The organism is Rhizobium sp. PK7-22 (assembly GCF_056530405.1).
This window is the reverse complement of the sequence record NZ_CP096513.1, coordinates 462,514-481,621: the sequence shown is the minus strand read 5'-3', so window position 1 is coordinate 481,621 and position 19,108 is coordinate 462,514. Positions and strand designations below refer to the sequence as shown.

Sequence of the window (19,108 nt, the reverse complement as noted above, 5' to 3'; positions counted from 1 at the left end):
TCTATGCGCCGCTCGGACGTGACGCGCAGATTGCGTCATCCTTGCTGCAGGAAGCCGGAATGCCATCGGTCACCGCAGACACGCTCTGCGACTTCGTCGCCAGCCTCGATGACAGCATCGGAGTTGCGGTGGTCACGGAGGAGGCGCTGCGGTCGGCCGATCTGAAGCCGCTCTCAGCTTGGATTGAAGCCCAGGCCAGCTGGTCTGATCTGCCCTTCCTCGTCCTCACCCACCGGGGCGGAGGACCGGAACGCAATCCGGCCGCAGCGAGGCTTCTGGAGGTGCTGGGCAATGTCAGTTTTCTGGAGCGTCCGTTTCATGCCACTACATTCGTCAGTGTCGCCCGCTCGGCGCTGCGCGGCCGGCGGCGCCAGTACGACGCTCGCCTCCGCATCCAGGCACTGGATGACGGTGAACGGCGATTGCGAACGGCCATGGAGGCGGGTCGGCTTGGCGCGTGGGAACGGGATCTTGCGACCGACACCTTGACCCTGTCACCGACCTGCAAGGCGATCTTCGGCCGGTCGCCAGACAACGATTTTTCCTACGCCGACTTGTTGAGTTCCGTCCATCCCGACGATCTCGACCGGGTGAAGGCGGTGACTGCCGCTGCACTGGAACATGGGTTGGAGTATGCGGCTGATTTCCGTACCATCTGGAAAGACGGCTCGGTCCATTGGGTGGAAGCGCGTGCGCAGGTGTCAAGGGATGCAGCCGGCAAGCCGGTCAAAGTGATCGGGGTCTCGGCCGACATCACCGACAGGCTGGAGGCCGAGGAACATCAGCGGCTTCTCAATGAGATGCTGGAGGCCCGCGTTGCCGATCGCACCCGCGAACTGGAGCAGGCCCACGAGACGGTGATGGCCGAGGTGCGCCAGCGCGAAAGGGCTGAAGAACAGCTGCGCCAGTCGCAGAAGATGGAAGCAATCGGCCAGCTGACCGGCGGCGTCGCGCATGATTTCAACAATCTGTTGATGGCCGTCCTCGGAAATCTCGAGCTGTTGCGCAAGCACCTCAGCGGCGATGCCAAGGCAAGCCGATTGATCGACGGCGCCTTGCAGGGCGCCAGACGCGGCGCCTCGTTGACTCAACGGCTGCTGGCCTTCGCACGCCGGCAGGATCTGCAGGTGGGGCCTGTCGATCTCGCTCGCCTCGTGAGCGGCATGGAGGAACTTCTCCAGCGGTCGGTGGGGTCGACGGTGGTGATCGACACCCAGGTGCCCGATCACCTGCCCTTGGTCTCGGCAGATGCCAATCAGGTCGAGCTGGCGCTTCTCAATCTGGCCGTCAACGCGCGCGATGCCATGCCCGATGGCGGCAAGATCCGCATCCGATTGGATGACCTGGAACTTTCTGTGGGGTGTGGCCACCTGGCTCCTGGCCGCTACCTGGTGCTGTCCGTATCCGACGAAGGGCATGGAATGGACGAGGCGACGCTGCGCAAAGCCGTCGAGCCGTTTTTCTCGACCAAGGAGCTGGGGAAGGGTACGGGCCTCGGACTTTCAATGATCCACGGTCTGGCGCTGCAGCTGAAAGGCGATCTGTGGTTGAAGAGCGCGCCTGGCAAAGGAACCACTGCAGAACTGCTGATTCCGATTTCCACGGCCGCCGACACTGGGCCGGAGTTCATGACCGCGCCGCCGGCAGGAGGTGGCATGCAATCTGGCCCCAAACGTATTTTGCTCGTTGATGATGATGTTCTAATCGCGATGAGCTCGGTCGATATGCTGCTCGACCTGGGCCACGATGTGGTCGAGGCGCATTCGGGGCAGCAGGCTCTGAACTGCCTGGACGAGGGACCGCCTTTCGATCTTCTGATAACCGATTTCTCGATGCCAGGGATGAATGGAGGAGAACTCGCAAAGATTGCTCGCACGCGTTATCCAGAACTCCCAATCCTGATCGCGTCCGGTTACGCAGAACTGCCGCCTGGGATGATCTTGGATGTGGCGCGGCTGCCAAAGCCCTACAGTCAGGATCAACTGGTGCTGGAGATCGACAAGTTGACCGCCTCGAGCGCGGCTGGTTGAGGCCATTGACCGTGCCTTTGCGTCTGTCGCGACGTCATGGTTGAAGACATTTCCCAGCAGCTCCTCCGCCACGAGTGAGCCAACGATTTCGCCAGCGGCCCGCATGACGGTGGCCGGGGAGACCTGCGCCGCCATGGATGCGGATCGCCCGCCGACAGCCGGACATAGACCAGTGCGCTCTGGCGGTCGGTTGCGGCAACCAGCTATCTCTGTGCCGGTCCTCCCCCCGGTATTTCGAGCAAGGATGATAGCGCGGCGAGGTGGCGACGGTGGCGAGCCGCGTCGCCATGTCCTGTTGCAGTCGGAATGAACCGTGCGTCTTCGGGCTCATGGCTCTGTCTGACCGGAACGCGCCGAAAACGGCTTGATCGTCTTACCGCAACGGCTGGTCGGCTTTCTTCCCCCGCCCGCACTGCGGTCGTCCTCGCCCACAACAAAGCCGAGGCGGTCGCCGTCCTCCACTGCGTTATGGCCCTTCGGGTGCGTGTTGATCATTTCCGGTCGTGCGACGGCCATCGAGCCGCGATAGGCGCAGCTCGAGCAACCGACAAGGAACAGGACCATGGCAACGATCGGCTCTTTCACAGCAACCGACACTGGTTTCACCGGCACCATCAAGACGCTCAACCTCTACGTCAAGGCGAAGATCGTCCGCTCGGAGCGGGCTGCCAAAGGCGCTCCCGACTTCCGGGTCCTCACTGGCGACGTCGAAATCGGGGTCGGCTGGCAAAGACAAGCCCGCGACAGCGAGCGCGCCTACATTTCGGTCAAACTCGACGATCCAAGCTTTCGCGCACCCATCTACGCAACGCTGGCGGAGGCGCTGGGCGATGGTGAGCGGCAGCTCATCTGGTCACGCAACGTGCGCCGCTGATGCACAGGAACTGGCTGCCCCGCTCCCACGAGTGGGGCAGTCAATCCTCACTTGTTCAGCGTCTCCTTCAACGCCTTGGCGGGCGCGAAGGTGAGCTTTCTGGCGGCGGCGACCTTAATGGTCGCTCCCGTTGACGGATTGCGCGCGTCGCGCTCGGGCGTATCCTTGACCTTGAATTTCCCGAACCCGGGAATCGAGGTCTCGCTGCCGGCGACGGCGGACTCGGTGATGGCGGCGAAGACAGCCTCGACAACGGCCTTGCCCTGTTGCTTCGTCAGATTGTTCTCGGCGGCAATCTTGTCCGCAATCTCATTGGTGTTGGTCATCGTAGTTCCCTTTTGTTTCTCGCTTTAACCATTCCATCTGGCCTATCGGCTGTCATCATGCCGGCAGCAAAGATTGGACTGCCTGGTGCCGCTGTCCACAGATTACGCCTGCTTCGACAGGCCGGTCTGGATCGTTTTGTCGCTCGCCTCAGGCTGATCCCCTACTCGCTCGTGTTCATGGTGGCTCTCGTAGAGGGCTTGCCGGTGCGTCACCGATTGATTATGACAGCCTGATGACAGACCGACTAATCCAATGCGCCGCCTGGGGTGTACTTGCCGCCATCGTTGCCGTGACAATCTCGCCGATCGGGCTGCGCCCTGACGACATCCTCTCGGTCGACGTCGATCGCGCCCTGGCGTTCATGGTCGTGACGATGCTGTTCGCCCTCAGCTATCCCCGGCATTTTTTGCTTTGCGCATGTCTGGGGATCTTGGGGGCTGGCTTCATCGAGGTCTTGCAGTTCCTGTCGCCGTCCCGTCATCCCCACCTGGATGATGCCTTGGTGAAGGCGGCTGGTGCGGCAACGGGTGCGTTCGCCGGATGGTTCATCAATCGTCTTCGCCATCGACCAACGCTCGCTTGACGCCGCCGTAAGGCAGCGGCGGCATAGCACGGTCGTGAGGACGCCATACCCAGGCTCGTGTCTCTGGGTGGGCGAGGATACTTTGAGCAAGAAGCGTCTCAAATTCAGTGCCGGCATCGACAGGCACACGGTAGAGCGTTCAGGGAAGGGGTCTCGCGTCTGGCAGGGTCACCGTTGCTATCGGGTGCCGCTTTGGGGCATCGAAGCAAAGGTTTTGACCAGCTTGCTTCGCCTGCGCGCCAGCTTGTTCACAAGCTGAAGCTCGTGGGCGTCTTCTACGGGAAGCCAATGCTCGGTGACAGTCATCACGGCGATATCGCCGATAATGAGCGCGCCTGCGGTTGCAGCTTCGACGGTCGCAATGGCAACCAAGTGTAGGCTTTGGTCGTTGCTCCAAAGGGTCAGCGGCGTTTTAAAACCGCGCTGCAACCGACGTGACTGTGGCGCCTCCAGGAGCAGCCGGACGCCTGGCATGTGCCGGAGCGTGATTTCGTGTCTCTCGGACGCGGTTCGAAGCTCCTTCACCTCGCCAATCAACAACATCTTTTGCTTTGCGTCGCGCTGAAAGATCCGCGCCAGAGATTTCGACCGGCGTCCTTCGATCGCCAGTTTGTCGGCGACCTTGAACGGTTCGGGAATGAACGCGCGCTCCGACAGAGGCTCACCTCGGATGGATATGCATTGCGTTGCCTTGACCAGATAGCGATGGACATGCCACCAGCGGCGTTTTCCGTTCCAGTAGCCGGTCCATTCTGCCAGTCCGGCAGCGTGCCACAGAAGGTGCAGCAGGGCCAGCAACGACAGCCGCATCCTGAGCGCACTCTTGCGACTGCCTCTGGTGTCGTTTGCGCCAGTCGACGTGGAGGTGCGGCCGGTGGCGAGCGCGAAATCCACGTCGATGGCAACGGGTTCACAGCCGTCCTTTGCAGTGACCGCTGCCCGGAGCGCGGTGCAAAGCCCTGTCCGGTCGTCCGCGGCAGTGAACGACGGGCAGCTGGGATGATGGTCTTTGCCCGTCAAGGGCATGCGTTTGGCGACGAATTGCGCACCGATGCGAGCAACATACAGTGCCACCCCGTCCGGGCGGCAAAGACACAAGGGGCGCCGCCGCAGATGATAGGCATGTGCCAGACAGCCGGCAAAACGGTCGTCATCCTCCGCAACAATCTCTGCTCCAATCTGCAACTGCCGCGCCATGGGTTCTCCAGTCTTGCCGTCTGGCGATGTGCAGGCAGCGAGGGATGAGTACTGTTCAACGCGGTGCAGTTGCAGCCCTGCGGCTCTCAGTAGCCGTTCTCGGTCAGGTAAGAGTCGAGCGCAGCCTTTACCACCGACGTCATCTTCACATCGTTTTCTGTTGCCGCCCGGCGAAGGCGTGCCTTCAGGTCGTAGTCGAGCGCGATATTGACGAAGAACTTGATGCTGCGCTGGTTGGCGCGCTTCAGGTTCTTGAGGCTGTTGGCAACCTCTTGTTGCGCAGCGGCGCGCTCCTCGGAGCGCCGCCGTCGCTCCGGTTCCGCCGGTCGCGACAGCATCTGATGCGGTGGGTCGGTTGCGTCCGCAGGCGAAGCTTCGGCAGGTTTGACCGGCGCTTCCGGCGTGGTCTTGCGGGTGGCAATGGCAAAATTCTGGAGCTCGAGTTGGCGCGCGTCCATCGTTACAGCTCCGGCGCACTGCGGCTGGCGGCGCCTTCGATTTCAAGGGTCAGTGCCTGAACCTCAAGGCGGGCCTTGCGTACGGGCGCGGTGAGCTCCTGCATCTGCAAGGTGCCGAGGCCATTTTGGATCTCCCGGTAGATGTTGCGTTCAAAAAGCTCCGTGTCGAGCAGGCGGGTCTGGTAGTCGGCCGCGACCAGGCCGGCTACGAATGGCCTGATGTAGCGGTAGGCCTCGAGATTGCGGCCGGGCACAGTGATGCGCGTGCGGACGCTGAAATGGCAAACCTGGAGGTCATAGCGGTCGTTGATTTCGCTGACCAAAGCCACGGCCTGTCCTGCCGCCTCGAGCTCCTTGATGGCCGGTTGTACAGGAGAGAGCACCAGCTGAGCAGAGCGGATTATGGTTGTCTGCAGCACGCTGTCGACACCGGGAGCATCAATGATAATCCGGTCAAAGCCGTGTCCAGACATGCTGATCGTTTCTTCGATGGCACGCTGCGTTGCGGCAAATGCCAGCTCGATCCGGTCCGGCCTATTGTCTTTTTCGCCGCACAACCGCCACCAACCGGAGAGGTTTCGGCGAGCGTCGGCATCGATCAGTAAAACCCGTTCGCCCCGCAAGGCGTATTCGCCAGCCAGCAAGGTCACCAGCGTGGTCTTTCCCGCTCCGCCCTTGTTGCTCACGGCTGCATAAGTCCGTGTCATAACCGCTCTCCGACGCGACGATCATCACCCGATCCTGCCAGATGATGCAAAGATTGCAACGAAAAAAGAACATAACATGTTCAATTGTTGAGATGTAGCTGTGTGAACAACAAAGCATTTGCAGCGGCCGGATGATCATTTACAGCTCATGGCTGCTGCATTCTTTTGAACAGAGCAGCACATCCGTGTGAAGCTGCCATGCCCGTAGCCGGAGCAATTTGCGACCAATAGCGGCGTCAGGTGCAGAGGCGGTATGGCGGCCACCGCCGCAGGCCCTGTTGAAGCCATCGCGCGCGCTTGATAATACGTTACCGATTTGGTAATGGACTTGTATGGCAGGATACGCAAAATTGTGATGCAATTTTGCTTCGCCCAACGGACCGGCCGTTGGTCTGCCTGCGGCGTGGAAGGCGAGGTCGATGTCTGATCCTGTGCAGAGCTTTATGGTGGATCGTCGTCAACGGATGCGAAAGAGCAAGGTCATCCACTTTCGGATGGATCCTGCAGAGTGGGTGCGGGTCGAAGCGGCTGCACGCGATGCAGGTATGACAGTGTCCGCGTTTATGCGTTCGTTGATGCTAGAGGGGGCAGGGGTCGATCCGTTTTTCGCCGAAGAAGATCAATTGCTCTGGCTTGAGATAATGACCGATCTCAAGTCGGTTCGCGCCAGCCTTCATCTGCTTTTGCGGTCGCAATCGAATGCAGGAGACGCGCGCACCGCGCAGGAGCAGGCGGTAATAGAGGATGTGCAGCGTGTTGTTGCCGCGCTTTGCACCGAGATCAGCTTCTTTGCGCAGCGCGCCGTTCGCCGCCGCCGTCAGGTGTCGTGATGGAGGTGTTCTACGGTGTGTTCACGGCTGACTGGGAGCAACGAAGAGCTGCTCTTCTTCATGAGCTGTCCCACCGACCGCGCCCGACGACCGAAGAGGAAGAACGCCGCAGGCGGGCCGTTGCCAACACTACACAACCGGTGGCGGGAAAAAGCTTGTCGTTGCGCCAGTACCCTGGCGGGGCGAATGCAGGACGGGAATCGCCCACCGGGACATCGGCATCGGAGCGGCCGATGGCGGTGCGCTTTTCCAAGCTTGCTGCCGGCGGCCAGCCGGCCGTGGTGAAGGTGGCGTCGTTTGGCGGCGGCGGGCGATTGAAGGCGATGCTGAACTATATATCTCGGCAAGGCGCCATCGGTGTTGAGACCGAGGGAGGCCAGGCCTTGTACGGTTCCCCCCAACATGCCGCGCTCGCTCGCGATTGGGGTCCTGTTCTCAAGAACAGGTCTGCCAGCCGCGACATCGGAACCTTCGAAATTCAAATCCAGACTGAGGAGCGGCGGGGCATTGAGGAGTTAGTGCGACGTCTGCTAATGCAGGCACTGGGCGATCGGTCATTTGTCTTTGCGATCGCGAAGGAAGCGAATGGCCAGGTAAGCATCGACGGCGTGACGGTACTTCGAAGTCGATCCGGCGAGAGACTTTCGGGTGACGGTAAAGCGAGCGAGATCGTCCAGCGGCGGCTGGGTGAAGGCCGACCAGCGAATGCCGTCAGGTTTCGGTTCACCGGCTACGGCAATGGTACCGATTATGGCAGCCGCCACGTACGCGCTTTGGTGCGACGGTTCCCGGGTGAGGTTTGGAATGAGGACGGAAGGCTGATTGGAGGTCTTGCCTCCGCGGGGGAGCTGGTTCAGCGGGAGTGGCGGGGCCAACTGCATAGCCGCAAGTCCCGGGATGTCATGCATCTTGTCTTGTCGGCGCGCCCCGGCACGGATCCAAGCGCTTTTGAAAAAGCCGGCCGCGCATTCCTCGCGGCACAATTTGCCGGGCACCGTTATGCGTTCTCAGTTCACGAGCCACTCAGTGATCCCCGAGAGGAATCATCTGGAGGCCGGCGCCCACATGTCCATCTGCACGCAATCGTTTCCTTGCGGTCCGACAGCGGCGACAGGATCACGACGACGATTTCCCTGTTCAGGCAGTGGCGCAGTCTAATGGCAGACAAGGCGCAGGCCTACGGCATCGACATGGAGCTGACAGACAGGCGCGATCGTGCCAGTGCACCAGCCTACTCCAGAAGAAGTGTCCGCCCCACGCTAACAGCTGGCAGGACGCTTCACGTTGGAACCAGCGAAGCAGCGACGCTGCGCTACAACGACAAGCGGCGCGATACTGTGGTGTTTGCAGGCAAGAGCGTTGAGTATCGGTTCGCGGCTCTTCGAGCCTGGCAGGGCATCGAACTGTCGCTCGCAGGAGACGGTAGACGATGGGTTCAGGAACAAATCGGGCGGTTGATGAGCTACGGTCCAAGCCACAGGCGCTCTGGAGCGGAGCGCGTGGACGCTGACTGGCCACGCGCGCGGCAGGGCAGTCTCCACCCCAAGAAGGTTGAGGTGGAGCGGGCTATTCGACCGGTGGACCACACCGACAGTCGATCGGTAGCGAACGCGGCCCGCGAATATCGTGTATTGCGGCGTGCACTCAATGACCTTCTGGAGCTTCGCAGGAAGACCGTCGGTAGGCGCAATGACCGCAGCGCGGGCGAGGGAAATATAGATCTACGTCGATCGCTGCAGCAGGCAAGCCGCGGTCGACAGCCCGATGCCAAAGAGGCAGAACAGGCGCTTGGAAGACACGAGGCAGAAACCTCGCCAGATCAAGATCACCGGGTGCTTCCGCAACGCACCGAAAGTCGTGGAGGCGAGAGGGCAAAGCGGCATCGGGATGGCAAGTCACCCCACACAAGATCGAAACTAGGACGAGAAACGACCCAAGATGATCGCGAGACTTAATGCGTTACGGGCGATTTATTGGTCGTCAAGGTGAACAAGCTTGACCATCGAAAACATCATAAAAAGTCTGGATAGATGCTCAATGGGGTGCGTTGCTGCAGCATCGTAGCGCTGCTCCTGGAGCAAATCCGCCCTGACTTGCCTTTGCGAAGAGCTGACAGTGAGACTGATCAGAGGTGCGGTGCGGACATAGAACTGTTGTTGCAGGTGATAGTGCCGAAGACATAGACACAGCACTTTCCGTCGATCTGCAACTTGTGCTAGACAGACTACTTCCAAGTACGGGCGAGCCTGCATGTTGACTTCCATCCAGCCCTCGGTCGAAAAGGATTTCCCCACAGATGGAGAGTTTAATGGCTGAAGAAAACAATGCAGGCGCCGCCGGCGATATCGCAGCAACGGATGTTGCGTCTGAGGCTCCTGCAAAGAAGCAACGTGCACCACGGCGCCAGAAAGCAGCTGTAGATGCAGCCAAGGCGGTTCCCGTAAAACGCAGAAAGCGCCGCAACCAGGCTGACAGCTCGGCGGCGCAGGCAGCAGAAAACGGTGCGACGGTCGCGACATCCGAGAAGGCAGCGCCAGCCCGCGGTCGAGGCAAAGCTTCCAAACAGGTCGTGCAGTCGGAAACAACGCGCGACAGCGGCATGGATGACATGGCAGACCTGATCCAGCTGGAAGAGGAAAACAAGCGGCTGCGCAAGACGCTTGCCGAGAAGCTGCGTCAGGAGAACGCAGATCTGCGCAAGCGGCTCAATCTCGTTTAGGTGCTAGAAAAACAGCGCGAGCCGGTTTAGAAGCGGCGACCATTGCTGCTTTTCTACACGTGACGCTCGCCTGACTGAGGTGCAGTCGGCGAGCGGAATTTGCGGTAAGGTTCAGCCAGGCCGTCAAGGATGATGCGCATGAAAAAGTCACCATGGAAATTCCTCGCCGGGTTTGCTTCCCGGCGAAGAGATGCGCGTGCGGGGGGGGAAACGTCACCGCCCGCTCCCACATCCGACAGCGACGTATCTCCAGCCCAAGAGACAGAGGCGGCCGGCGAGGTCTCACCGCCCTCGGCCGCCCGCAGCGATGATCAGCAGGCGCCAGCCGTTTTCGACGTGCCAGATCCTGCTGTCGATGATGCTGATGATTCGCCAGTTGCTGCGCAGGCCTCGTCTCCAGATGGAGAAGAGCATGCCTCGGCGCTGGTTGTTCAAGCGGAGACCATGGCAGTTGCCGAGGTTGAACAAGAGCCGTCTGTCGAGTCGAACGCGACGCTTCCACAGGCGCGCAGAACGAGAGGGCCAGGCCGGCCGAAGAGCATCGGCGGCGACAAAGGCCTAGCTGGAGCTGTTTCCAGTCCTGTCGCGCCCCAGCCGGCGGCTGCCGACAACCCGTTCCTCGAGCAGATGGCCAATCTTGACGAGGAAGTTCAGCAACTGCGACTGCATCTGGCAGACAAGCTGCGCATGCAGAACCAACAGCTTCGGAAAATGCTGGAGCGGTTTAACCGACCAAGCTGAGAGACAAAGCGACATGAGCGGAGACCTATGAAGACGCCACAACGAAATTTTACGGTTGAGTTCAAATCGGGACGGCGACGGTCAGGTCCGGAGCCAACCTCTATCTGGGGCAACACGGATCTGAAAGCGCTGGTACGCAAAGCAGAACGGGACGCTCCTCATCTGTTTGATCCTGCTGTAAACCGTGACGCTCACGATCATCCAGAGGAGCGGCGACAAGCAACTGGAACAGCTCCCCGGATACTCGAGAGCCTTGGTCCTGCCGATGTGCAGCCGGTGGAAAACAACGAAGCGGAAAGAGAAACGCCCGGACCGGCAAATGCCGCGATTGCACCGGCTGCCGAGCCTGTGCTCCGTCTACAGGTTGCTGCGTGTCCGACTGAACCCAAGAAGAGCGATCGCGGGCCCAGCAGATCGGCGGGTCGTCGCGACAAAGCCAAGTTGCCAGAGGCCCATGGTTCAGCTGTGGGCAAGCAGCCTCTCGATGATCTGGCTGAACTTGAAGAAGAAAACCAGCGCCTCAGGTCGCTGCTGTCTCAGAGACTGCTCCAGCAGAACCGCCAGCTGCGGCGAATGCTATTGCGATTTAGGGCGGACTAGCGGTTATCCCTGCCGCTGGACATCTTGCGGATTTCTCCAACGTCGGCAAAAACCCTGCGCCTTGCAAGTCACTTGTGTGCGGTGCGTAGCGCAGCGCCCATCGAGCCGCGGTTATCGCGGCGCATCTTGAACTCTCAGCGGCCGCCGATTTTGCGCGCTTCTCTCTCACCATCGATGCGCGGATCGCTAGAGCTGCAACGGGCTGATCGCGGGGGGCGGGGACATTCGACGGTGGGCCTGCAACTCAATCGGAAGCCGGCGGCCGGAGCCGCTGCTCGACTGCAACAAGACTGCTAAGGCCCTTGTGAGCGTGAGCTGCCTTACGCAATGCCGGAACCGTGTCGTTTCCTTCGCGAAACAGGTTGATCAAGATGGCCCCGGCCAGACCCGCATCGGGATCATTCTTGGAAAGCCGGTGCCTCTTACACCACTCCATCAGCACCGTGTCCAAAATTTCCAGCTCGGCTGAACCAAAAGTAGTCTCAAAAAATGAACGCATAGGTGCTCGGCTCTTACGTAACGGGCCCCTATGTGGGATCGTCCGCATTCGGGTCAAGGGCTGGACTTTTCATGGCGCGCGAGCTCTAAAGGACCCCGACTTTGTGTGGCTCGGAAGCGTCAGCTGCGCATCCTGATGCGCAATTTTAAAGGAAAGAGAGCGGCGAGTGTGACAGAAGACCTTGGGGCATTCTCGGGCGTCCCACCAGCTGAGTCCGTCTAGCCCATTACCTGAAGAGAGCTGATACAACCCTCTAATAATACGAGATCAATTGCCGATGCCCTTTTTTTTGGTGAGCCACAAGTCGCTGATCGAGGCGGACAGTGAGATAGCCGCAGCCGAGGCAACATTGCTTGCCCTTCAAGATGCCGCGACGGTCACCTTTACCGTGACGATTGATCAAGACAGCAGCAAGCAAGTCGTTGTGGATGCACCACCACGGCAGGTACTGGACGCTTCGCATGAGGCAGGTGCAACGGCAGATCAGGAAGAGGGTGCCTCACAAGGCCAAGCTGCTGCCTTTTCCAATGTAGGGGCAGCACAAGTCCCACCGCCGGCGCCAGGTTTATCGCATGCAACTTTGGGCTATACCGGTCTTCTGTTCGTCGCGGGGCTGCTCTTAGGGGTGGCTCTGGCGTCCTCGTAGTGAGGGGTACGTGACGGTTCACCCGTCGCGATCTATTTGCAAGCAGGGAGCGGCGCGCATCAATTTGGGTTCGTTCCTCTTTTTCACTGCGCTTCGGTTGGTTACAGCCGCGGCCGTAATTCAGATGCGTCCGGCGCCGTATAGCCGCATAGCTTGCCGTAGTCTGATGAGTTCAAGCAGAGAGATACTCTTCTTTCAAAGGATGCGGGCGCACCCCGCAGCTGCGCCTCATAGGGGGCTGAAAGCTCGGCCGGCCTGATTTGGTCAGCGGCTAGTCCTGGAGCTATTTAACAGATAACCAAGATGCGTGATCGTCTACAGCGGCTGTTTGTCCGACCTAAGTCGTACCTATCAGTCTCATAAGTCTGACAAGGGAACGGAGGCTGCGAGCACACGTTTGACCGGCAGCCAAACCAAAGGGAGATGGCCATGAAGACAATCATTATCGTAGCGGCAACAGCCGCATTGATGGGAACCGCAGCTTTCGCCCAAGAAGGTACAGCGAGCGGTATGGCGGGCGGCGCAGTCACAGGGGCTATCGTCGGCGGACCAGTCGGCGCGGCCGTTGGCGGGATCGCTGGGGCGGTCGTTGGCTCAGCAATTGATCCGCCACCGGAGCAGGTCATTACCTATGTTCGTGAGCAGCCGATGCCGGCCCAACCGATCGTGGTCCAGCAGGACATCGTGGTTGGGGAGCCTCTGCCGAAGACCGTCGTCCTTACGCCGGTTCCTGAGGCACCGCAGTACGCCTACACCTACGTCAACGAGCAACGGGTCATCGTAGACCCGCAGACATACACGGTGGTGCAGGTGCTCAACTAATCCCATAGAAGCCAGGAATAGCTCGACGCAGGCTTGCGCCGGGCTATTCCTGCCACATTGGCTAGGAAGTGTAGCTGCCTCCTACACTTGCGGCAATTTTTGCCGAACCGACAGAAACCTAACGCCACCGATTGCATCCTCGTCGAAGCTTTGCTAGTGCAACTGCGCTTGCTCGGCGGCGCTACTTCCTCCGCTGACGGATAAGCCATGGTGGGGCGTCGCCAAGCGGTAAGGCACCGGTTTTTGGTACCGGCATTCCCAGGTTCGAATCCTGGCGCCCCAGCCATTGATCTAAATTTCTTTTGTCCGAGGGCCTTATTCATATCTGAGGCCGTGATCCCCGGAAGTTCCATAACAAAAGTTATGCGATCTTTGTTTGTAGCCGGGTGGGTTCAAGGATGAAGTGCGACTTGCGAATGATACCAATGGGTTGTCAATCGCAAGGAAGCTGCAATGAAACGCACCTACTCCCATATCGATTTGGACGAACGACGTAAGATCGCCCGTTGGCGAATGGCGGGCCTCAGTGTTGAGATCATTGCCCAAAAGCTCGGACGACACCGTTCAACAATCTTTCGTGAGATCAAGCGCAACATGTTCGTCGATAAGGTCGTCCGAGATCTCAGTGGCTACTACTGCGTAACGGCACACGACATGGCCTGCGGACGAAGAGCCAAGCTCCGCAAGCTGGCGCGCTTCTCTCACGTCAGGCAGTCCGTTATCGACAGGATCATGCATGGTTGGTCGCCGCAGCAGATCGCTGGCCGGATGCGCCTAGAACGGCATCCGATCTCGGTCAGTCACGAGACGATCTACAAGTTCGCATACTCGGCAGACGGCCATGCCATCAAGCTGTGGCGTCACTTGCCGGAGCATCGAGCTCGACGCAGACCGCGACATGCTAGACGCAAGCATGGTCAGAGGTTTAGCCCGGAACTGAACATCCTGCGCCGCCCGGATGTCGTGGCTGATCGCAAGCAGTTCGGGCACTGGGAATGCGATCTGATCCAGTTTCGCCAGAAGTTCGGCAAGGCCAATGTGACTTCGCTCGTTGAGCGCGTCAGTCGCTTTGCAATCTTCCTGCGCAACAATGATCGGCAGTCCCGGCCAGTCATGAATGGACTTGTGCAAGCGCTACAAGCACTGCCTCACCTCGCCCGGCGTTCCATCACTTTCGACCGTGGCACCGAGTTCACCGATTGGCCTTATCTCCAAGCAAGCATCGGCACCCAAACGTGGTTCTGCGACCCCCAATCCCCCTGGCAAAAAGGCACGGTGGAAAACACCAACAGGCGAGCGCGGAAATGGCTTTCGAGAGAAGTCGATCCCTTGTCAGTCACCGACGCTGACCTGATCGAGATCTGCAGCCAGCTCAATCAGACGCCGCGCAAGTGCCTCGGCTACCGGACACCGGCAGAAGTCTTCCGCAACAAATTGCTCGCACAGATGAGGCATGCCAGTTAGCCTCACCCTGCCCGCAAGTCGCGCTTCAGCATGAACTCACAAAACCAGAACACCCAAACTGAGGCGCTAACCTTTTGGAGTGCATCTAAGCATAATGATGGAGCAGGACGGGTCTAGATGAGGCGCTACTCCCGTGGGATAGTCCTGACCGACATTGAGTTGCGGAGGGCAAGCGGAATGGCAGTCGAAGTAATTTTACGTTCCAGTCCCCGTTGGAGGACCCCTGTCGTGATCAGAATTGGCTACGGATGCTCTGAACCGGTTTATGGTCCGACGGAGGCCTGCTACTATCTTGAGCAACGTTGGCCGTGTGTCGACGGCGCTTACCATAAACTCGCGACGGCGAGATGCCGAGCCGCCACCATCGGGCACGTGCCTGCCGAAGAAGCACGGGAGCTGTTCTTGTCTGCGGCGATCGAAGCACACGTCTTGGCGTGACAGCGAAAGCATCCTGTTATTCCCTTGGTTGAACATGTGGCGACCGTCCCACCACAAGGGTTTGACCTGATCGTCCCGCACATCTTGTGATTTGGCGGAAGGGCTGAGCGCGGCAGGAAGCCGTCGCGTCTGCGGCAAAATCGGCCGGCGCACACCGCGTCCCTAAAGACCCAATGCCGTGACTTTTCCGTTGAAGGATCAGCGCGACCCCTCTTGACTTCCTGTGTCAGAACCGTGTCAATCCATGGGATATGAGGAGATGGTGATGATGGGTATCAGCGATTTCATCTGGGAACTGGTACGTACGGCGTCCTCTTTGGACAGCATCTCCGAGAAAGAACTGACTGTCATGCTGACGCGCGCCATCGGGCTCATCCAGGACATCCATCCGTCCCAAACCTCGCCAGACGATGCAACCCGTGCGGAACTGATTACGCTACTGACTTCGCCGAGAACGGTCGCGTCACTTCCACGCGATCTCATCCAAATCTATCTCCTCGATGCCGCGGACATCATCTCTGAGTGGCTGAAGCGAGAGGGATCACCGGATGGGATCGGGTGGTACACCTCTTCGGCAACCTTTCACTGACGGTTTGCGCCGATCGGCCTCATCGCTCTGTGAAGGCGCGCGACATGCTATCGGTTATTGGCTTGGCAAGGTAGCTTAGAAATGTTCGGGACTCTGTCTGCACCATGACCTCCGCGGGCATCCCGGGCGTCGGTTTGAAACCGTTCACTCGCGCTAGTTCATCAGATGTGACGTCAATGCGTGCCACGTAGACCTCCTGCCGCAGTTGCTTGTCTCCATCCTGCAGCGCATCCGCCGACACATAAATAACGTTTCCACGAAGAACGGGCGTCGTGCGCTGGTTAAGCGAGATCAGCCGCACTGTGGCAGCCTGCCCGACCTTAACCCGATCGATGGCCGTGCGCGGAATTTGGGCCTCAATGATCAGTGGCACGCCGGAAGGGAGAATCTCCAGGATACCTTTGCCGCTTTCGATAACGCCCCCGGTGGTGTGATAATGTGTCCGCACCACCACCCCTGCCACCGGAGCATGGATGATCGCGCGCTCGAGAACATTTTCAGCCTGCCGAAGCTGTTGACGGACCTGATCGCTTTCCCCCTGGATCTCCTGCAAACGGTCCAGTGCATCTTCGCGATAAAGCTGATGAGCCCGCTCAATCTCCTGCTTGGCCTTGATGATCTGTGCCTGGGTTTCGGCAACTTCAGCCTCAAGCCGCCCAATTTGGCCTTCAGCGTCCGCCATCGCTCTTTGCAATGCTTTGACATCATTGGCCCGAATGACGCCTCTCTTGTGAAGGCGAACCTTGCTTTCGTACTCCGTCGTCAGCAAAGCTAGCTGCTGCTGATAGGCATCTGCCTGGCGTTCGTAACCTCTCGCCCGAAAAACCAGCGCCTCCACGTTCTGGCCCAGAAGTGACAATTCACCAGACAGTTTGATCTGCTGCGCCTTGAAATTGAGTTGCTGGCTTAACAGGATAGACTGGAGTTCGGGGTCGTCCCCGGCCTTTGCAAACACCGAAGGCGCCTCGAAGCGGGCAAGCTCTTGTGATTGCGCGGTCAGTCGCGCTGCAATCGCTTCCAACCGCATCTTCCGCAGGAAGAGTTCGCGGCTTTTTGCCTTTGCTGCGGTTTCGTCCAGCCGCACCAGTGCCTGACCTTCGTCGACGCGATCGCCCTCCTTGACAAGAATCTCGCTGATCACCCCGCCCTCCAGATGCTGAATGATCTTATTGCGGCCGGTCGCGACGAAGCTTCCTTGTGCAATGACAGCGGCGGCCAGTGGGGCTGTGGCTGCCCAGGTGCCAAAGCCGCCAAAGCAGATGGCGATCAGGACAAGCCCGACAATTGTCTGCTTCCAGATCGCTCGTGGAACCTCGGTAAACCAGTCGGTGTTGAGTGGTTTTGTCGTGTTGCTCATGATCGCCCCTCCCCTAGTGTAGCTGATGTCCGAAAGAGCCGGCATCAACGGCAATGCCACGGCCCTCAAGGGCGTTGATCACATCTGTGCGCATGCCGAACAGCGCCACCGTACCGTTGACCAGTAGCAAGATCTTGTCGACGCAGGCGAGCAGGGAAGGACGCTGCGTGATCGTAACGACGGTGATGCTTTTCTCCTTGGCGTGACGAAGCGCTTGCAGGAGGGCTGCGTCACCGGCGCTGTCCAGGTTGGCATTGGGTTCATCGAGAACTACAAAGCGTGGCTCGCCGAAGAAGGCCCGCGCCAGCGCTACGCGCTGTTTTTGGCCACCCGACAACGGGGCGCCGTCGGCTGCGACAATCGTCTCGTATCCGTGGGGGAGATTGGCAATCATCTCGTGAACGTCAGCCAGTACCGCCGCGCGATAAATGGCCTCGTCATCTGCATCCTCGCGCATACGAGCAATATTGGCTTTGATGGTGCCGGGGAAAAGCTGCACATCCTGCGGCAGATAGCCGATGTTTTCTCCAAACTGCCGGGGGTCCCAGTTGCGCAGGTCCATGAGGTCAAGGCGCACGTTTCCGGAGGTCGGGAGGATCGATCCAACAAGCATCTTCCCCAACGTTGTCTTGCCCGCCCCTGAATTTCCAATAATGGCCAGAGAGTCGCCCGGCTGCAGCCCAAACGACAGGCCGTTGAGGACGACCCGTTTGGTTCCTTGGGGCACGTAGAGGAGCCGCTCCACGTCGAGCCGCCCTTGAGGCTTTGGCAGCGTCAATCGTTCAAAGGCAAGCGGTGAAGAGCGTAACAGCGTGCTGATGCGCCCGTAGGCCGCACGCGCCTGGCTATACTGGTTCCATCCCTCGATGGCACCTTCGATCGGCGCAAGCGCACGGCCGGCAATGATCGAAGCGGCGATGACCATTCCGCCCGTGATCTCTCCCTGCAAAGACAGATACGCTCCCCAACCCAAAAGCGCCACCTGGGTCAAGAGACGAATGGCCTTGGACACCGCGGCGATCGCAATGTTGCGATCCTGGGCAATGACTTGCGCGCGAAGTGAAGTCGCGGTGTCGCGACCCCAAATCCATACAGCTTCGGGGATCATCGCGAGCGCATTGATGATCTGGGAGTTGCGCGACATGGACTCCAAATGGAGGTTTGCCTTCACCTGCGCGGTGTTGGCTTCCGAAAATGGTGTTGCAGTCAATCGCTGGTTGATCTGCGTGAAGATCAGCAACAGGATCGCTGTCCCGACGACAATGAATCCGAGATCGGTATGAATAAGGAAAACCGCGAGCACGAACAAAGGGGCAATCGGGGCATCCAGGAAAGATAGCAATGTGCGCGACACGAGAAATGATCGTACCTGTTGAAGGTCACCCAGCGTCTGGTATTCGCGCCCCGAACCATGCAGGGATGCGCGCGCCGCAGCGCTGAGGACTGGCGCGCCAAGCTGCACCGCCACCTCTACGGCGGTCCGCATCAGGATAAAGCGGCGAAGAGCGTCGAACATCGCCTGCAACAGGATGGCGCCGACTATGATGACAGTCAGCATCACCAGGGTCTCGATGGAGCGACTGGTAAAGACCCTGTCGGAAATCTGAAATAGGTAGATGGGAATTGCCAGCACCAGCACATTGCTGGCGACCGTAAAGAGCATGACGATCGCCATATTGTGCCGAACGGCCTTAAGACCTGCCTTGAGGCTGGCATCGAAATCGGTGGGACCAAGGCGCCGGTGGAAGGTATCGCCGCCATTGCCAGACCCCCGGCCGCCGCCGTTGGATTGTCCCTTGCCACCGCTACTGCGATCGTCCTTGGCGAGGATCGGGCCACAATCGCCGTCTATGGTCGTGATCCCTTCTGCTGCTTTGGCGACCATGGGCTCGGCCGCCTTTGCCGATGTTTCGGCCAGCTCCTCTTCCGCTGCCTGCTGCAGGTCACGTTCCAGTTCCGGCAACAACCCTGACGGATCGTCAGAAGCAACGCGGTCCAGATCCTCCGATTCTTGTGCCGTGCCGTCTGCGACAGCCCGCGATAGCGCTTGCGGTGTCTTCTCCCGCTGATCTTGCGGATGTGGTCCTGCCGCCTCAAGGCAAGCCTCGACGGCCTGTTCTATCTTACGGTACGTCTGATCGAGTTCGGGATCGGGAGGTGTCAGAACAAACGGTCCGGGAACTGCTGTTTCGTGACGGGCAGAGGCATTGGTCGGGCGCATATTCAC

The 19,108-nt window shown here is 59.6% G+C and carries 21 protein-coding genes and 1 tRNA gene; 14 read left to right on the top strand and 8 right to left on the bottom strand.

Translation table 11 applies throughout. The features are described from left to right. Positions 1–59: 59 nt before the first annotated feature. Positions 60–2,030 (top strand): hybrid sensor histidine kinase/response regulator, encoded by a 1,971-nt coding sequence (locus M1E10_RS02390; RefSeq protein ID WP_499173414.1) that lies wholly within the window; start codon positions 60–62, stop codon positions 2,028–2,030. Positions 2,031–2,357: 327 nt separating this feature from the next. Here M1E10_RS02390 and M1E10_RS02385 read toward each other — a convergent pair whose 3' ends face one another. Next, positions 2,358–2,594: a hypothetical protein gene (locus M1E10_RS02385; RefSeq protein WP_499173413.1), complete on the bottom strand. Its 237-nt coding sequence runs from the start codon at positions 2,592–2,594 to the stop codon at positions 2,358–2,360. Between M1E10_RS02385 and M1E10_RS02380 the strand changes: the two genes are divergently transcribed. Further along, the gene (locus M1E10_RS02380) at positions 2,593–2,904 is read left to right on the top strand and encodes a DUF736 domain-containing protein (protein WP_499173412.1); all 312 of its coding nucleotides are present in this window, start codon (positions 2,593–2,595) and stop codon (positions 2,902–2,904) included. The two genes, M1E10_RS02385 and M1E10_RS02380, sit on opposite strands and share 2 nt — an antisense overlap. 47 nt (positions 2,905–2,951) lie before the next feature. Here the strand turns inward: M1E10_RS02380 and M1E10_RS02375 are convergent, their stop codons facing one another. Next, positions 2,952–3,230, bottom strand: coding sequence for an HU family DNA-binding protein (locus tag M1E10_RS02375; protein ID WP_499173411.1), 279 nt, complete (start codon positions 3,228–3,230; stop codon positions 2,952–2,954). 233 nt (positions 3,231–3,463) lie between these two features. Here M1E10_RS02375 and M1E10_RS02370 point away from each other — a divergent pair, with 233 nt between their 5' ends. Then, positions 3,464–3,814: a VanZ family protein gene (locus M1E10_RS02370; RefSeq protein WP_499173410.1), complete on the top strand. Its 351-nt coding sequence runs from the start codon at positions 3,464–3,466 to the stop codon at positions 3,812–3,814. A gap of 177 nt (positions 3,815–3,991) precedes the next feature. Here M1E10_RS02370 and M1E10_RS02365 read toward each other — a convergent pair whose 3' ends face one another. The 3 genes from M1E10_RS02365 to M1E10_RS02355 all read right to left on the bottom strand — a co-directional run bounded on the left by M1E10_RS02365 (position 3,992) and on the right by M1E10_RS02355 (position 6,176). Beyond that, complete coding sequence (locus M1E10_RS02365; RefSeq protein ID WP_499173409.1) at positions 3,992–5,011, bottom strand: DUF1173 family protein; 1,020 nt, start codon at positions 5,009–5,011, stop codon at positions 3,992–3,994. A gap of 86 nt (positions 5,012–5,097) precedes the next feature. Further along, entirely contained in the window at positions 5,098–5,469 is a 372-nt protein-coding gene (locus M1E10_RS02360) for a hypothetical protein (RefSeq protein WP_499173408.1), read from the bottom strand. A 2-nt stretch (positions 5,470–5,471) separates the two neighbouring features. After that, positions 5,472–6,176: a ParA family protein gene (locus M1E10_RS02355; RefSeq protein ID WP_499173407.1), complete on the bottom strand. Its 705-nt coding sequence runs from the start codon at positions 6,174–6,176 to the stop codon at positions 5,472–5,474. A 419-nt stretch (positions 6,177–6,595) separates the two neighbouring features. Between M1E10_RS02355 and M1E10_RS02350 the strand changes: the two genes are divergently transcribed. From M1E10_RS02350 to M1E10_RS02330, 5 genes are all read left to right on the top strand, one after another. Then, on the top strand, positions 6,596–7,006 hold the full coding sequence (locus tag M1E10_RS02350; RefSeq protein ID WP_499173406.1) for a plasmid mobilization protein: 411 nt from the start codon (positions 6,596–6,598) through the stop codon (positions 7,004–7,006). Further along, entirely contained in the window at positions 7,006–8,961 is a 1,956-nt protein-coding gene (locus tag M1E10_RS02345; RefSeq protein ID WP_499173405.1) for a relaxase/mobilization nuclease domain-containing protein, read from the top strand. The genes M1E10_RS02350 and M1E10_RS02345 overlap by 1 nt, the downstream gene beginning before the upstream one ends. 353 nt (positions 8,962–9,314) lie before the next feature. After that, positions 9,315–9,725, top strand: a complete 411-nt coding sequence (locus tag M1E10_RS02340) for a SyrB-like regulator (RefSeq protein WP_499173404.1) — start codon at positions 9,315–9,317, stop codon at positions 9,723–9,725. A gap of 138 nt (positions 9,726–9,863) precedes the next feature. Continuing rightward, on the top strand, positions 9,864–10,466 hold the full coding sequence (locus M1E10_RS02335; protein WP_499173403.1) for a hypothetical protein: 603 nt from the start codon (positions 9,864–9,866) through the stop codon (positions 10,464–10,466). Between the two features lie 27 nt (positions 10,467–10,493). Next, complete coding sequence (locus M1E10_RS02330; RefSeq protein ID WP_499173402.1) at positions 10,494–11,066, top strand: hypothetical protein; 573 nt, start codon at positions 10,494–10,496, stop codon at positions 11,064–11,066. Positions 11,067–11,310: 244 nt separating this feature from the next. Here the strand turns inward: M1E10_RS02330 and M1E10_RS02325 are convergent, their stop codons facing one another. Beyond that, positions 11,311–11,565 (bottom strand): hypothetical protein, encoded by a 255-nt coding sequence (locus M1E10_RS02325; RefSeq protein ID WP_499173401.1) that lies wholly within the window; start codon positions 11,563–11,565, stop codon positions 11,311–11,313. Between the two features lie 277 nt (positions 11,566–11,842). On the opposite strand from M1E10_RS02325, the gene M1E10_RS02320 reads away from it, so the two are divergent. The 6 genes from M1E10_RS02320 to M1E10_RS02295 all read left to right on the top strand — a co-directional run bounded on the left by M1E10_RS02320 (position 11,843) and on the right by M1E10_RS02295 (position 15,524). Continuing rightward, the gene (locus M1E10_RS02320; protein ID WP_499173400.1) at positions 11,843–12,211 is read left to right on the top strand and encodes a hypothetical protein; all 369 of its coding nucleotides are present in this window, start codon (positions 11,843–11,845) and stop codon (positions 12,209–12,211) included. A gap of 423 nt (positions 12,212–12,634) precedes the next feature. Then, positions 12,635–13,033 carry a DUF1236 domain-containing protein gene (locus tag M1E10_RS02315; RefSeq protein WP_499173399.1) on the top strand — a complete coding sequence of 133 codons (399 nt, stop codon included), beginning with the start codon at positions 12,635–12,637 and terminating at the stop codon, positions 13,031–13,033. Between the two features lie 211 nt (positions 13,034–13,244). Then, positions 13,245–13,319, top strand: a tRNA-Gln gene (locus tag M1E10_RS02310). A gap of 167 nt (positions 13,320–13,486) precedes the next feature. Further along, a complete protein-coding gene (locus M1E10_RS02305; RefSeq protein ID WP_499173398.1) occupies positions 13,487–14,497 on the top strand; it encodes an IS30 family transposase in 1,011 nt (336 codons plus the stop codon). 117 nt (positions 14,498–14,614) lie between these two features. Further along, positions 14,615–14,935 (top strand): DUF982 domain-containing protein, encoded by a 321-nt coding sequence (locus M1E10_RS02300; protein WP_499173397.1) that lies wholly within the window; start codon positions 14,615–14,617, stop codon positions 14,933–14,935. A gap of 265 nt (positions 14,936–15,200) precedes the next feature. After that, positions 15,201–15,524: a hypothetical protein gene (locus tag M1E10_RS02295; RefSeq protein ID WP_499173396.1), complete on the top strand. Its 324-nt coding sequence runs from the start codon at positions 15,201–15,203 to the stop codon at positions 15,522–15,524. Between the two features lie 19 nt (positions 15,525–15,543). On the opposite strand, the gene M1E10_RS02290 is transcribed toward M1E10_RS02295, so the two are convergent. Both M1E10_RS02290 and M1E10_RS02285 read right to left on the bottom strand, forming a co-directional pair. Next, the gene (locus tag M1E10_RS02290; protein ID WP_499173395.1) at positions 15,544–16,881 is read right to left on the bottom strand and encodes an HlyD family secretion protein; all 1,338 of its coding nucleotides are present in this window, start codon (positions 16,879–16,881) and stop codon (positions 15,544–15,546) included. 13 nt (positions 16,882–16,894) lie between these two features. After that, a complete protein-coding gene (locus M1E10_RS02285) occupies positions 16,895–19,108 on the bottom strand; it encodes a type I secretion system permease/ATPase (RefSeq protein ID WP_499173394.1) in 2,214 nt (737 codons plus the stop codon).

Excerpts from the sequence above, each read along its gene's own strand:
- M1E10_RS02365 (WP_499173409.1), bottom strand. The coding sequence starts at position 5,011 with ATGGCGCGGCAGTTGCAGATTGGAGCAGAGATTGTTGCGGAGGATGAC.
- M1E10_RS02340 (WP_499173404.1), top strand. The coding sequence starts at position 9,315 with ATGGCTGAAGAAAACAATGCAGGCGCCGCCGGCGATATCGCAGCAACG.
- M1E10_RS02330 (WP_499173402.1), top strand. The coding sequence starts at position 10,494 with ATGAAGACGCCACAACGAAATTTTACGGTTGAGTTCAAATCGGGACGG.
- M1E10_RS02300 (WP_499173397.1), top strand. The coding sequence starts at position 14,615 with ATGAGGCGCTACTCCCGTGGGATAGTCCTGACCGACATTGAGTTGCGG.
- M1E10_RS02290 (WP_499173395.1), bottom strand. The coding sequence starts at position 16,881 with ATGAGCAACACGACAAAACCACTCAACACCGACTGGTTTACCGAGGTT.
- M1E10_RS02295 (WP_499173396.1), top strand. The coding sequence starts at position 15,201 with ATGATGGGTATCAGCGATTTCATCTGGGAACTGGTACGTACGGCGTCC.
- M1E10_RS02380 (WP_499173412.1), top strand. The coding sequence starts at position 2,593 with ATGGCAACGATCGGCTCTTTCACAGCAACCGACACTGGTTTCACCGGC.
- M1E10_RS02335 (WP_499173403.1), top strand. The coding sequence starts at position 9,864 with ATGAAAAAGTCACCATGGAAATTCCTCGCCGGGTTTGCTTCCCGGCGA.
- M1E10_RS02315 (WP_499173399.1), top strand. The coding sequence starts at position 12,635 with ATGGCCATGAAGACAATCATTATCGTAGCGGCAACAGCCGCATTGATG.
- M1E10_RS02390 (WP_499173414.1), top strand. The coding sequence starts at position 60 with ATGCCATCGGTCACCGCAGACACGCTCTGCGACTTCGTCGCCAGCCTC.
- M1E10_RS02355 (WP_499173407.1), bottom strand. The coding sequence starts at position 6,176 with ATGACACGGACTTATGCAGCCGTGAGCAACAAGGGCGGAGCGGGAAAG.
- M1E10_RS02360 (WP_499173408.1), bottom strand. The coding sequence starts at position 5,469 with ATGGACGCGCGCCAACTCGAGCTCCAGAATTTTGCCATTGCCACCCGC.
- M1E10_RS02350 (WP_499173406.1), top strand. The coding sequence starts at position 6,596 with ATGTCTGATCCTGTGCAGAGCTTTATGGTGGATCGTCGTCAACGGATG.
- M1E10_RS02370 (WP_499173410.1), top strand. The coding sequence starts at position 3,464 with ATGACAGACCGACTAATCCAATGCGCCGCCTGGGGTGTACTTGCCGCC.
- M1E10_RS02345 (WP_499173405.1), top strand. The coding sequence starts at position 7,006 with ATGGAGGTGTTCTACGGTGTGTTCACGGCTGACTGGGAGCAACGAAGA.
- M1E10_RS02320 (WP_499173400.1), top strand. The coding sequence starts at position 11,843 with ATGCCCTTTTTTTTGGTGAGCCACAAGTCGCTGATCGAGGCGGACAGT.
- M1E10_RS02375 (WP_499173411.1), bottom strand. The coding sequence starts at position 3,230 with ATGACCAACACCAATGAGATTGCGGACAAGATTGCCGCCGAGAACAAT.
- M1E10_RS02305 (WP_499173398.1), top strand. The coding sequence starts at position 13,487 with ATGAAACGCACCTACTCCCATATCGATTTGGACGAACGACGTAAGATC.
- M1E10_RS02385 (WP_499173413.1), bottom strand. The coding sequence starts at position 2,594 with ATGGTCCTGTTCCTTGTCGGTTGCTCGAGCTGCGCCTATCGCGGCTCG.
- M1E10_RS02325 (WP_499173401.1), bottom strand. The coding sequence starts at position 11,565 with ATGCGTTCATTTTTTGAGACTACTTTTGGTTCAGCCGAGCTGGAAATT.